This is a genomic window from Bacteroides sp. AM07-18, from assembly GCF_003602695.1.
GTDB classification, from domain to species: Bacteria; Bacteroidota; Bacteroidia; order Bacteroidales; family Bacteroidaceae; genus Bacteroides; species Bacteroides uniformis.
The window spans coordinates 15516-29541 of sequence record NZ_QTLM01000009.1 but is presented as its reverse complement, the minus strand read 5'-3'; the positions used below and the strand labels follow the sequence as shown (position 1 = coordinate 29541).

General features: G+C 47.3%; 8 protein-coding genes. 1 reads left to right on the top strand and 7 read right to left on the bottom strand.

Annotated features, from left to right (window positions below):
- The first annotated feature begins 17 nt into the window (after positions 1-17).
- Positions 18-1658 (top strand): amino acid permease, encoded by a 1641-nt coding sequence (locus DW096_RS12015; protein ID WP_044467866.1) that lies wholly within the window; start codon positions 18-20, stop codon positions 1656-1658.
- 47 nt (positions 1659-1705) lie between these two features.
- Here DW096_RS12015 and DW096_RS12010 read toward each other — a convergent pair whose 3' ends face one another.
- From DW096_RS12010 to DW096_RS11975, 7 genes are all read right to left on the bottom strand, one after another.
- The gene (locus DW096_RS12010; RefSeq protein WP_016274176.1) at positions 1706-2863 is read right to left on the bottom strand and encodes an acyltransferase; all 1158 of its coding nucleotides are present in this window, start codon (positions 2861-2863) and stop codon (positions 1706-1708) included.
- 371 nt (positions 2864-3234) lie between these two features.
- Positions 3235-4875 (bottom strand): fumarate hydratase, encoded by a 1641-nt coding sequence (locus DW096_RS12000; RefSeq protein ID WP_005824254.1) that lies wholly within the window; start codon positions 4873-4875, stop codon positions 3235-3237.
- Between the two features lie 133 nt (positions 4876-5008).
- Positions 5009-7000 (bottom strand): DUF4954 family protein, encoded by a 1992-nt coding sequence (locus DW096_RS11995; protein ID WP_005824256.1) that lies wholly within the window; start codon positions 6998-7000, stop codon positions 5009-5011.
- A gap of 108 nt (positions 7001-7108) precedes the next feature.
- Positions 7109-8365, bottom strand: coding sequence for a GTPase HflX (gene hflX, locus DW096_RS11990; RefSeq protein WP_005824258.1), 1257 nt, complete (start codon positions 8363-8365; stop codon positions 7109-7111).
- 187 nt (positions 8366-8552) lie between these two features.
- Complete coding sequence (locus tag DW096_RS11985) at positions 8553-9329, bottom strand: hypothetical protein (RefSeq protein ID WP_022402281.1); 777 nt, start codon at positions 9327-9329, stop codon at positions 8553-8555.
- A gap of 31 nt (positions 9330-9360) precedes the next feature.
- Positions 9361-10989 (bottom strand): RagB/SusD family nutrient uptake outer membrane protein, encoded by a 1629-nt coding sequence (locus DW096_RS11980; protein ID WP_225982625.1) that lies wholly within the window; start codon positions 10987-10989, stop codon positions 9361-9363.
- Between the two features lie 25 nt (positions 10990-11014).
- Positions 11015-14026: SusC/RagA family TonB-linked outer membrane protein (locus DW096_RS11975; RefSeq protein WP_230321455.1), on the bottom strand; the 3012-nt coding region annotated here is incomplete at its 5' end.

The window sequence follows — 14026 nt, the reverse complement described above, 5'->3', positions numbered from 1 at the left end:
ATCAGAATTGAAGCATAATGGGATTATTCATCAGAAAGCCATTCGAGGCACTGCAAGCGGAGGCGAATGCCTCCGGAAAGAAAACATTGAAACGTGTACTTGGTCCGTGGAGCCTTGTTGCCCTGGGCGTGGGAGTCATCATCGGAGCGGGTCTATTCTCCATCACCGGAACGGTGGCGGCAGGCTATACGGGACCGGCCATCACACTGTCCTTTGCCATTGCCGCACTGGGATGCTGCTTCGCCGGACTATGTTATGCGGAATTTGCATCCATGATACCCGTAGCCGGCAGCGCATACACCTACTCGTATGCCACGATGGGCGAACTCATCGCCTGGATTATCGGGTGGGACCTGGTACTGGAATACACCGTAGCCGCAACCACGGTAAGCATCAGCTGGAGCCGCTATCTGGTCGTCTTTCTCGAGGGACTGGACATACATCTACCGCAAGTCCTCACCGCCTGTCCCTGGGATGGTGGAGTCGTAAATATCCCCGCCTTCCTTATCGTCGTGCTGATGAGCCTCTTCCTGATACGGGGTACGGAAGGCAGCTCCATCTTCAACGGCTTCATTGTATTCCTGAAGGTTTCCGTCATACTGATTTTTGTCATACTCGGCTGGAAATACATCAATACCGACAACTATACACCTTACATCCCTGCCAATACGGGCGTGCTGGGCGAATATGGCTTCTCCGGCATCCTGCGAGGGGCGGCCATCGTATTCTTCGCCTTCCTCGGGTTCGACGCCGTGAGCACAGCTGCCCAAGAGACGAAGAACCCGAAGCGGAACATGCCTATCGGCATTCTGGTCTCCCTGCTGGTATGCACCGTGCTCTATATGGTTTTTGCCCACGTCATGACGGGAGTGGCACACTACACCGCCTTCAGCGGACAGCAAGGCATTGCTCCCGTTGCCATAGCCATAGAGCACATGGGGCAGGCTGATGCGGCAGGTATCATCCAGCCGGACTATCCCTGGCTGAACCGTGCCATCGTGCTGTCCATTCTGTTCGGATATTGCTCCGTCATCATGGTGACGCTGCTGGGACAGAGCCGCGTATTCCTGAGCATGAGCCACGACGGGCTGCTGCCTCCTTTCTTCTCGCATATCAACGAAAAGTTCCGTACTCCGGCACGCAGCAACCTGCTCTTCATGGTACTTGTGGGCCTGCTGGCAGCTTTTGTACCCGCACGGCTGGCCGGAGAGATGACAAGCATCGGCACGCTGATGGCCTTCACGCTGGTCTGTGCCGCTGTACTGGTAGTACGCAGAACCATGCCTGACGTGCCCCGTTCCTTTAAAACCCCACTTGTTCCACTTATCCCCATACTGGGTATTCTTACTTGCCTTTGCATGATGTTGTTCCTTCCTGCCGATACATGGATACGCCTGGTGCTGTGGATGCTCATCGGTCTGGACATCTACGTGGGCTACGGCATGAAGCACAGTAAGCTGGAGCATGGAGGCGACACCCGCCACGGGCAGGTGACCTTGAACATGATTGGACTTATCCTTGCCGTTCTTTGTGTCATCACCGGACTGTGGCACCAACAGACTGTGGGATGGGGAGAAAGCAAAGTGCTGCTGATTATCTCGTTTGTTTTCGCATTCACGCACTGCGCTTACTATATGTGGAGAATCTGGAGGAGATAATAAGCCCTAAATCTCCTCCTTTAAAGATAAACAATCTTTCATCCAAACTACCCCAGCACCCACTTGGTCCGCTTCCCGAAACAACGGTATGCCATTGCCACCAGAAACCAGGAAGTACAGAAAGCGACGACTGCGGCACAAGGTATCTGAAGATAGATAGGAACATGGATAGCACGCATCAGGACTACGCTCGGTCCGGTAAAGAAATAGTGTATCATATAGACTCCAAAACCACAGAGCGTCAAGTTTGCCAATGCTTTCTTGATGCGCTCCGAACGGAAATTGGCCCGCTTGCAAAGCATAAACACGGGGATGGTCATCATTACTACATTCAGCGAACAGTAGGTGAAGAAGAGTTCGAGCATCTCATCCGTAAAATCCGGCAAGGAGGTCATACGACGGAAACCAAGGAATGTTACGGCATAGCCAATGGCAAACATGGGAATGCCGATGCCACAGAGTTGCCGGCCCGTCCAGTTATGGTTCCTCAGATAATGGCCCAACAATAGGTAGCCGTTAAAACCGGCAAAGTAATACAGCATACCGAACGAGTTCCACGAGCAAGTCCCCCAAAGGTACGGAGCGGCAAACTCGGTATAATAAGGCAGCAGCAGTGTCACTCCCCATGCTGCAAGAAACCATAGTTTGGCACGTTCCGAGGCCTTCTCCACCCATGCCGAGAATATCGGAAGATAGAGATAAAGCCCTATCAGCAGATAGATATACCACATGTGTACATCCAATAGAGAGAAATTAAAAGGCATTTCTGCAATATATCCCAGGCTCACTGCCAGAGACTGGCGCATCACTTCCTCACCCGAATAAGGGAAGAAATCCAGAATCACTTTCGGCTCCACTCCCAGCAGTCCCGTTATCCAGGGGAACAGATTGTAAATCACAGACCAGATGAGGAAAGGAAAGAATACGCGGGGGATACGTTTCTTGTAGAATGCCGAGGCGTCACCCCGTACCGGCAACAGCAATGCACCGGTAATCATTACAAAAAGCGGTACGCAAGGACGGAGCGCCGCACCGTAGACAGCTCCCCAGAACTTGATGTCAACAATGTCGGGCGATGTGCCCGGATAGAAGTTAAAAGGGTCTGTGCAATGGCAGCAAACTACTGTAAACATTGCAACAAGGCGTACCACATCCAGCCATACGATGTGTTGTGCCGGAGTTTGTCGTGTAAGAGTCAGTTCCATGTTTTATTAAATTGGTTGTTTGGAGGGCTAAAGATAAAGAAGTTAACCGAGAAATGAAAAGGAGAATGTAACAAAAATACGACAACAAACGAGTTTCAGTTTTATTCTCCTATAGAGAACAATCTGTTTTATCAAGGCAGAACAGAGTGTTCCAATAGGGAAGAACACTTTGTTCCAACATGAAAGAACAGTTTGTTTCTTCCTATTGAAACAATTTGTTTCAACATAAAGGAACAGTTTGTTTTGCTTGATGAAACAGAGTGTTCTATGCCGCGAAACACTTTGTTTTCCTCTACAAAACAAAAAAGCCGTAACAAGATTTTCTCCGTTACGGCTTTCCTTATATTATGCCTTTCTAAAAGGCTTCTGTTTTACTTGCTGCAATTCCAGGGCTTCAGTTGCTTGAAGAAGTCGTTGCCCTTATCGTCCACCAAGATGAATGCAGGGAAGTTCTCCACCTCAATCTTCCAGATAGCTTCCATACCGAGTTCGGGATATTCCACGCACTCAATGCTCTTGATGTTGTTCTGTGCCAAGATAGCGGCAGGACCACCGATAGAGCCCAAGTAGAAACCGCCATACTTTTGGCAGGCATCTGTCACTTGCTGGCTGCGGTTACCTTTGGCAAGCATAATCATGCTGCCACCGTGGCTTTGGAAGAGGTCTACATACGGGTCCATACGTCCGGCAGTAGTCGGGCCCATGGAGCCGCAAGCCATGCCTTGAGGAGTCTTGGCAGGACCGGCGTAGTAGATGGGATGGTCTTTGATGTACTGCGGCAGGTCTTCGCCACGGTCCAGACGTTCTTTCAGCTTGGCGTGTGCGATGTCACGGCCTACGATGATGGTTCCATTCAGAGACAAACGGGTGGAAACCGGATACTTGGTCAGTTCCTTCAGAATATCGGCCATCGGCTGGTTCAAGTCAATCTTCACCACATCGCCTTCACCGGCCTTACGGAGTTCTTCGGGAATCAGTTCACCCGGGTTGCTGTCGAGCTTTTCAATCCAGATACCTTCTTTATTGATTTTACACTTGATGTTGCGGTCGGCAGAGCAGGAAACGCCCAGACCCACGGGGCAGGAAGCACCGTGACGCGGCAGGCGGATGATGCGTATGTCGTGAGCCAGATACTTGCCGCCGAACTGGGCACCGAGGCCAATCTTATGAGCTTCTTCCAGTACCAGCTTCTCCAGTTCCACATCGCGGAAAGCGCGGCCGAACTCATTGCCGGTAGTGGGTAGGTTATCGTAGAAGTGGGTGGAAGCCAGTTTCACAGTCAGCAAGTTCTTTTCGGCAGAGGTACCGCCGATAACGAATGCGATGTGATAGGGAGGACAAGCTGCCGTACCCAAAGTCTTGATTTTTGAGATAAGGAAGGGAACCAATGTTTCGGGGTTGAGGATAGCCTTTGTCTCCTGGTAGAGATAAGTCTTGTTGGCAGAGCCACCACCCTTGGTTACGCAGAGGAACTCGTACTCCATACCTTCCGTAGCTTCGATGTCAATCTGTGCGGGAAGGTTGCACTTCGTATTCACCTCATCGTACATGGTGAGGGGAGCATTCTGCGAATAGCGCAGGTTCTCTTCGGTATAAGTCTTGTAAACACCCAGTGAGAGGGCTTCTTCGTCACAGTATCCGGTCCATACCTGCTGTCCCTTCTCACCGTGGATGATTGCCGTACCCGTATCCTGGCAGAAAGGAAGTACCCCTTTGGACGCTACCTCTGCATTGCGCAGGAAGGTGAGTGCCACGTATTTATCGTTATCGCTTGCTTCGGGGTCACTCAGAATCTTAGCAACCTGCTCGTTGTGCGAACGACGCAACATGAACGATACATCACGGAAAGCCGCATTGGCCATTGCCGTCAAACCTTCTTTTTCAATCTTCAGGATAGGTTTTCCTTCAAACTCGCTTACTGACACGTAATCTTTCGTAAGCAGATAATACTCAGTAGTATCTTTTCCCTTCTCGAACATGGGCTGATACTTGAACGGAGGTGTTGTTGCCATAATTACTCGTATATTTAATGTTTAAAAGTGATTCGGGTAGCAAAGGCAGCCTGAAAACCGCCTTTACAGAGCAAAGGTAAAAACTATTATTGAAATAATTCTTTAATTAGAGTAAAAAGGCGGCAAATCATAATTAATTTTCTGATACCCGCTGCATCCGCCCTATCAGTTCATCGCCCAGCGCCGTCTTCACCTCAATGTGTTTCAACACAGCCATTACAAACGGATTGCTTTCAAAGTCGCCGCGTACCTGCTCAAAATCAAGTTCCTTTTCCAAGCGTGAGCCGTCAGCTCCAAAGCCCGTCATGGAAGCCAGTGAAAATTCTTTCTTAGCATCCTCATACACCATGCGGTCGAGGCCAACTACTGCTTCTTTCCATTTTTCGACAATATGTATGACGTCTTCTGCCGTCATACCTTCCGGCTTGATACCATAGAACTCTTCCAACTTCTCATACGCCCAGGTCCATTCGTAGGTATAGTAGTTGCTGTGCATCTTCTCAAACTCGGCATTGATAGACTTCAAGCGATTGACTTTGCCGGACTCAATACCGTCTATCAGCGCATCTATCTCACTCTTTGGGGCTATCAATCCGGAAATATCCACCCATTCGCCGCTGCCAATGGCAGTATCGGGCTTCAAACGGGCACGTATTTCTTCATTGCTCCGGAAGTCAATGCCTTCCAAGCGCTTGATGACAGAGTTTCCGAGGAACTTATGAATGGCTATTTCATAGAAGCGGATACCTTTCACCAAAGCCGAGTTACGTATCTTCGCACTATGGAAAGAATAGATATCCGAAAGCTCGCCACTGGCATGACGCAGATTCTGCAACGTTTCCCGTCCCTTGAACATTTTCTGCACCGTGTAGGGGCTGAGAAGATTATAGTTGATGTAATCCAGTTTGTTCGGGTCGGTACGCCCGTCACGTTTCGGCCACTTCTGGGCATCACGGATGGTACCCACACTACGCAGGTTGACACCGGGTACAAGGTAGGTGGTATTATTCTGCTCTATCAAGTAAGAGAACGGCAGGTTCGAAGTATCAGAATGGTTGACATGGCGCCCCATTACCAAAGAGAATGCCCCTACCCTTGCAGGCCATAGGATGTACGAATCGGAAGTCGTCTTGGCACCACGTTCCAAAGTGCCTTGATGGATAGGTCCTAACTTATACATATGGTTACTCTGATTGGACCCCGAACCGGCATTCATAAAGGAAAACATACCGGCAATCAGCAACGTAGACTTATGGTGGGTTACCGTATAGGGTCCGGCAAAAATAGCGCACGCCTCCCCGTTCTCTCCCTGGCAGTTGCTGAAAAACAAAGAATCCGAGGCAGAGTAGTTGTGTCCCAACTTGCATGCCTGCCCCACGAAGCAGCGGCTCAGCATAGCTCCGTCATCTACATGAGACCCGGTAGAGATGATGAAATCATCACAAATCACCCCATGCCCGATGTGTACCGGCGCCACCTCGTTGCTGTTGATGCTTCCGTTATACAGACGGCATGTACCACAGATGCGGCAATAATCACCGATGCGCACATTCTTTATGGAACCGGTGTTCAATATCATTACATGGTTCCCGATGCTTCCTACAGCAGAAGCATGTTTGTTGGAATAAAAATCCGTGATTTCCTTCATCCGTGCAATCAGCTCCGGGCGATGGCGGTAAAGCGCCAGAATATAGGCTTGGTGTGCGGAGAGTTTATCATTAATCAGCACCTCACGGCCTCCCGTCTCATTCAGGACAGACACTTCTACCCCGTTACCGAACTTCGACACACCGTCTACCAGAATAATATCCACATTCTCAATGAAGGTGTCATGCCCTATTTCATAATTGGCAATGTAGTTCTGGATATTCTCAATGCAACAGTTATCTCCCACCGTTACATTATGCAGCGTCACATGCCGCAAACCGGAATGCTTCCTGATTCCTCCCGGCAACATAAATTCTGAATGGAACACTCCCAAACACACCTCACCCGAAAAACGGGTATGATGCACAAATTCCGTTGAGAACTCTTCTGCAACGGTTACTTTCCCCCAATCATCAGCCAGACATGACTGGCTCTTCAACCGGAGAATTTCATCTTCGGTCAGTCTTCTGTAATTCATCCTTATAACGAGTTATGAGTTATGAGTTATAAGTTATTGCCTTTGCCGGCACTACCGATTCAAACCGCTGCCAGCAAATAACTCATAACTTATAACTCATAACTAAAATTAAACTTCTTCTTCGTAGGTCTGATAAAGAAAGTCATTATAGGGGTACTTCTGCACGTGCAATTCCTTCACACGCTGATAAACTACACTCTTCAGTTCCTCCATATTGATTTTTTCGCGGGCAGAAATAAAGAGGCAGTTATCCTCCATCTTAGCCATCCACGTCTTCATCAGTTCTTCGAGTGTCAAGTTTTCCTTGGTTCTGGGGGTAAGGTCGTCAGCCGCTTTCTCTATATAAGTATAAGCGTCTATCTTATTGAATACAAGAATCATGGGCTTACCGGCGGCACCGATATCTGCCAACGTCTTGTTCACAACTTCTATCTGTTCTTCAAAATCCGGATGAGAGATGTCTACGATATGCAACAGCAAGTCCGCCTCGCGTACCTCATCCAGAGTAGACTTGAAGGAGTCTACCAAATCCGTCGGCAATTTACGGATAAAGCCCACCGTATCGGATAGCAGGAACGGCAGGTTCTCAATAATCACCTTACGCACCGTAGTATCCAACGTGGCAAACAGCTTATTCTCTGCAAAGACTTCACTTTTCGAAAGCAAAGTCATCAATGTGGATTTTCCTACATTGGTATATCCCACCAATGCCACACGAATCAAGCGTCCGCGGTTCTTCCGCTGGGTAGACTTCTGCTTGTCAATCTCAGCCAAGCGCTCCTTCAACAATGACATACGGTTCAAGATGATACGGCGGTCCATTTCCAGCTGCGTTTCACCCGGGCCGCGAAGTCCCACGGAACCTTTACCTCCACCGGCACCGGAGCCACCACCCTGGCGTTCCAAGTGGGTCCACAAACGTTGCAGACGAGGAAGCATATACTTGTATTGCGCCAGCTCCACCTGCGTTTTTGCATTGGCAGTCTGGGCACGCATGGCAAAGATATCGAGAATCAGGGACGTACGGTCCAGTATCTTGATTTTGAGTTCAGCTTCTATATTGCGTATCTGCTTGGCGGAGAGTTCATCATCAAAAATCACCATGCCGATTTCGCGTTCGGCTTCTTCTTCATTCCGGATATACTCTTTAATTTCTTCCAGCTTGCCCTTGCCGACATAAGTCACGGAATGCGCTGCATCCAGCTTCTGGGTAAACCGCTTCACTACTTCCGCCCCGGCTGTCTCAGCCAAGAATGCAAGCTCGTCCAGGTATTCATTGGTCTTACGCTCATCCTGAGTCTTCGTGACAAGACCTACCAATACCGCTGTTTCTGCCTGCGCTTCGGAGATTACAAATTCTTTCATAGTTTCTATACCTTATTATATATACGTATTGTTGGTTCGGGCAGCAAATATAAATAATTTTGGCGGAAGCGCCTTAAAAAGGGGAATAAAATAAAAACAGACACAATAGAAAAATGGCATGTAAAATGAAGTCGAACTTCATCTTACATGCCATTTCAAATTACATGTTATCTAATTGCCAGAATAATCAGAACCCTTCCGGCATCTCCAACGTTTCCGTGAATCCCTGATACAGTACTCCCCATTTACCACTGTCAAGTACTACCAAGCCCTGCATCGGGAAAGACAACACGTTTCCTTTACGCTCCATACCTGCTGCTGCAAAGTATAGCATACCATAGTCCGTCTTGTCATAACCAGTAGGTTGAGGATCCCAACCTATCAGTTCTTGATTGTCATCGCTTAGCGTAAACATGATGGGATATCCTTTCGTAATGCAATCTTCCAGCTTATAGATATTAGCCTCTTTAGCCTTCAGCACAGGTTGATCCCAACCCTCTCCAAATAATTGAGATGTATAGTAGCCTGTACCTATATTGAGCCAAGTATAGTCACGCTTTATATTGACCGTCACCTTGGGTGAACCATAAACATAGGAATCTTCTTCAGGAATGGCAATAGTATAAGATGCAGTAGTACCCACAGCTATGTCAAACGCAATCTTTACTTCTTTGAGTGCTTCACCGGCAGCAAAATCAACCGTTGTCGGCACTGTTACGCTCTCCGCATCTGTAGTCAAGTGAATAGATGCAGCCGCATCTGTTTTCTGACGGCCGATTTTGACCACAAAAACCTGTTCATCATTCGGATAATAAGTCAAATCAGTGTTATCAGCATAAATATAAGCTTGTACACCCTCGGTAGGAACCGGAGAAGGCTCCCACTCCACACCGTCTGAACAAGCCGTCATAGCCAAACCGCATACGGCCAAGCCCAAAAACAATTTATTGAATATCTTATTCATATACAAATTCTATTAAAAGTTAGTTCATTGGTTAATTGTTACCCGGTGCAAACTCCCCTATCGGAGTAGGACGTTTAGCAATAGCACCGGACGGGTCCGGATTGTTCATTCCCTGAAGGGCAGTATTTGAATCGACCTCGGTCTTAGGAATCATCAATGTCCAGTTGGGCTTCACACCTTTACAGTTTATCTTGAAGATATCTTCTATAAAGTTGGTACCCTCATAATTCTGAATGACATCTGGTTTCAGACGTTTAGCCGTGGGGAATGCGATTCCCTCACCCCAGAACTCGATACGCATCTGTTTCAACACCTCAAGTTGGAAATTACGCAAATCACCCGTACTGAAATTGTAATTGCTCTGGCGGTACTGCTTCATAAAGTTATTCAACAACTGTACGCCTGCTGCCACATTCTGGCTGGCACCTACTGCTTCAGCCTCTATGAGATACATCTCTTCCACACGCATCACGGGAATATCTGCAGCCGCACCCACAGAATAAGTGTTATAGTCACCACCCACGGGGCGGAACTTCAATGACATATAATCCGGTTGTTCATCCAGCCATGCATTGCCTCTCACTGACTGGTAAGCGTAAGTACTTCTGTCCGGGTCAAGGTAAGAATATTTGCGGAAATCGGTAGCAGGAATCGCGTCATAAAGTGAACGTGCCATCTGGAGCTTAGACAAAGAAGCATATCCCCAATCCGCTTCATTGGAAATGTGACCAATGAAATTAGCAAGATTACCCATATTGGAAGCCGTGGGGTGAAGGTACCACATCCATGCAGAAGTAGCCGTATTGAAACCGGTAGTGGGATTATGCCACTGTGATTCGCTCATAGGTGTTGCTCCCGACTTATCAATAGCCTTGCGGGCATACTCGGCAGCTTTAGCAAACTGACCATCCCACATATATACTTTGGCCTTCAGACCATATACGACCGCCAAGTCAGGGAAGTTCTTACTGACAGGTGTATAAGACTCCAAACCTATCTCTGCCTTGTCAAGGTCGGCAAGAATGAAATTCACCAATTCTTCGTGGGTCGCACGCGGATTGCTCTTCGCAATGTCGTTAGTTGTTGCCTCAGTCACGATGGGCACCGTCAGCCCCAGTACCTTGCTACAATCGGTATAGATGTTTTCTACCGGTTCGAAAAGTACCATCAGCGTATAATAGTCCAATGCACGGAAAGCATGGGCTATACTTCCAAGCCCACGCATTTCATCGGTAATTGTGGGATCAGTCACATCAACGGCCGCAATCACGTCATTGGCCGATTTAACGAACTTATATAGGGTGAAGTAAGGCAAATATGAATAATAGCCGGTGTCGTTCATACCATTATTGGCATTGAAGCGCCACCACCAGTCATATCCGTAATCCGTAGCCACGACATCACCCAGCAGTTCTGTCTGGGCCAACATCAATGAGGGATAAGCAAGGTCGGTCTCATGTGTTTGCTTACCGTACACTAGATAGCCTTGTACCATTTGCGATGGCAAGCCATTAAGCGAAGCCTCAATCGCTGTTGCCGATGCACCAATCTGATCGGAGGTCGCTGTAGAATCTTCGGGAAAAACCTCTTCTATACAGCCGGTCAATACCGTGGCCGATACGACCATAACCGAAAATAGTTTGAATATATTCTTCTTCATAATCATTGTAATCTATATATTAGGTTTAGAACTCAAATGACACACCACCGGAGATGGTACGCATCGGTGAATAGAAAGTAGCATTGGTTGTCTCGTCGTATGACTGACGTGGGTCGAACCCTTTACGTTTAGACCAATAGAAAACATTTTCTGCCGACATATACACGCGCAATGAGTTGATGGCCAACTTTCTTGTCCACTTGGAAGGTAACGTGTAGCCCACATTAATATTCTGGATATTCAAGAAGCTCGCATTTGTCAAGAAGCGCGTAGACATTGCCCCTGAATATTGGTCGTTCATCTGGAAACGAGGGATATTAGTATTTGTGTTCTCAGGAGTCCATGAGTTCAGCAAATCCTTATGGTAGTTGTAACCAGCCGTACCATAAGGTGACGACATAAAGTAAGCATACGTACCATCATATTGCTTACCACCAATCTGGTAAGTGAAGTTTATGCCGAAGTCCACGCCATATACTTTCAGTTTGGTACCGAAACCACCATACACCTTAGGTATTGAGCTTTCCTCTGTGATGTAATAGTCAGCCTGAGCATGATTCGTAGTCGTTTCACGTCCGGTGATATTGCCGGCCTCGTCCTTGACATTCTTATAGAACAAAGACTCACCCTTTTCATTCACTCCGGCATACTCCTTCAAGCGCCATGTAAACATAGACAAATCCTCACCAATAAAGAAGCTTCCGTTAGAATAGCCCTTATATCCTTTTCCATCAGCTGTATACTCAGTAGTAATCAACTTATCAGGATCAAGCATCGTAATACGGTTCTTCAAGGTTGAAATGTTCACATTCACATCCCACGTAAAGTTACGTGTATCGAAGATATTCACATTGAAGTCCATTTCCACACCACTATTGACCATGTTACCAACGTTGTCCATATAGGAAGCATAACCCAATGATGGAGCCACGGTAAATGAGAACAACATATCCGAAGTCTTACGTCTGTAGTACTCAATGCTACCGGTTACACGGTTCCACAACTGGAACTCTGCACCGATATTGAAGTTAGTGTTGGTTTCCCAAGTGATGTCTTTAGTGCCCTTAGATTTAAATGAAGTACCAAGGCTGTTGTTAGAGTTGATAATGTTAAATCTATCCGTATAGAGGAAGTCACCGATATTGTCATTACCTTGTGAACCAATAGAAGCCTTCAGCTTCAGTTCCTGCACCCATGAAGCATCAAACCAGCTTTCTTTGTTGATAAGCCACGCACCGCCTACCGACCAGAATGTACCCCAGCGATGGTCCGGATGGAAACGGCTGGAAGCATCACGACGCAAAGAAGCCGAGCCGAAGATGCGTTCGTCATAATTGTATTGCAAACGGCCGAAGAAACCTTCATTGTTACGACGCTCTTTATAGGAAGAAGCACCTTGTCCGTCGATAATGGCACCGTCCAATTCCTTATTGCCTTGAGAGAACATCTGCGACTTGCTGGCCCCAAGTTCATAGTAGCGATAATCATAATATTCGTGACCTAAAAGAATATCGAAGTTATTGTCGCCAAACGAACGGGCATAAGAAACAAGTTGTTGCAGGTTGTAATCGTAAGTACGTGTATGATACTTACTCACTGTACCGCCAGTGGAGTCGAACTGCCCGTAGTAAGGATTGTAAACGTAACTATGACGTGTCTCATCCAAGTTGAAAGCACCATTGAATGTCACCTTTAGGCCTTCTATAGGAGTTATATCTACAAAGGCGTTGCCGTTAATGGCATTTCCTTCAGAGTTTCTGGTATTTAGTTTATTGTCTAGAATAGGGTTGGCATCAGCAATGAAAGGACGCTGCATACCTGCATTGATACCACTACCGTAGTCCATCATTCCAATACCATTATTATCCACCATGATGCTGCCGTCAGCATTGCGCACGTAGGCGGGATAGATGGGAGCCATTTGGGTAACAAACGCCCATATATTACCGGTAGACGAACTGGTACCATTGTTACTCAACGAGTTAGAATCAAAACGTGCATATCCCATATTACCACCAATCTTCAACCACTTCTTTGCCTGATAGTCGGCTTTCAAACGGCCTGTCAAACGTTTCAGGTCAGAGCCTTCAGTGATACCCTCATTTCCAAGATAACCTAAAGAAACATAGAAAGAGGACTTTTCATTGGCTGCGCTCACCGAGAAGTTGTATTCCTGACGCAGACCGGTACGCATTCCTACATCTTCCCAATCATCCGGAGTCAGCAGATAATCACGTCCTTTATAGTTCGTCACTCTACCCAATGTAGCGTTGGGGTTGAGCTTACCGTTCTGGCCGATGAGGAATTGCCCATCGGGAACCGTATATACATTGTATCCCAATCCACCGTTGGAGCCAAACAAATTCTTGTTTGCCTCAAGCCATGCAGCCTGGTCATTCATTCCCGTTGACTTATAATAATTGTTCATGGCACGATAATGCATCTCGTAGTACATGCCAGGATTGTCAATCACTTCATATTTCTGCAACGCTCGAGTGTTAGCACCCCACTTAGCATCAAAAGTCACCTTAGCCTCTCCCGACATGTTGGCTCTTTTGGTAGTGATGATAATTACACCATTAGCACCACGAGCACCGTAAAGTGCATTCGAAGCTGCATCCTTCAATACTGTCATTGACTCAACGTCGTTAGGATTGATATTATTAATATCACCGCTATAAGGAGCGCCGTCCACAATAATCAGAGGGTCATTCTTTGCATTGATAGAACTAAAACCACGAATCTTGATGGATGATTTTGCACCTGGAGCACCGTCATTGGAAGTCAATGTCACACCCGGCACAGCACCTGCCAAAGCATCGGTAACATTCGTCACTTGCGACTGCTCCAGCTTTTCGGTACCAACCACCTTAGCCGAACCCGTAAATGCAGACTTCTTTGCTGTACCGAAAGCAACCACCATTACCTCATCAAGCATCTCAGTATCAGACTTCATCACCACTTTTACGCTGGATTTTATTGCCACCTCCTGGGTCTGCATACCAATATACGAAATTACCAGAGTTTTCGCGGAACT

Bases quoted from the DNA above. Each gene is read 5' to 3' on its own strand.
- DW096_RS12015 (WP_044467866.1), top strand. From the start codon at position 18: ATGGGATTATTCATCAGAAAGCCATTCGAGGCACTGCAAGCGGAGGCG.
- DW096_RS12010 (WP_016274176.1), bottom strand. From the start codon at position 2,863: ATGGAACTGACTCTTACACGACAAACTCCGGCACAACACATCGTATGG.
- DW096_RS12000 (WP_005824254.1), bottom strand. From the start codon at position 4,875: ATGGCAACAACACCTCCGTTCAAGTATCAGCCCATGTTCGAGAAGGGA.
- DW096_RS11995 (WP_005824256.1), bottom strand. From the start codon at position 7,000: ATGAATTACAGAAGACTGACCGAAGATGAAATTCTCCGGTTGAAGAGC.
- hflX (WP_005824258.1), bottom strand. From the start codon at position 8,365: ATGAAAGAATTTGTAATCTCCGAAGCGCAGGCAGAAACAGCGGTATTG.
- DW096_RS11985 (WP_022402281.1), bottom strand. From the start codon at position 9,329: ATGAATAAGATATTCAATAAATTGTTTTTGGGCTTGGCCGTATGCGGT.
- DW096_RS11980 (WP_225982625.1), bottom strand. From the start codon at position 10,989: ATGAAGAAGAATATATTCAAACTATTTTCGGTTATGGTCGTATCGGCC.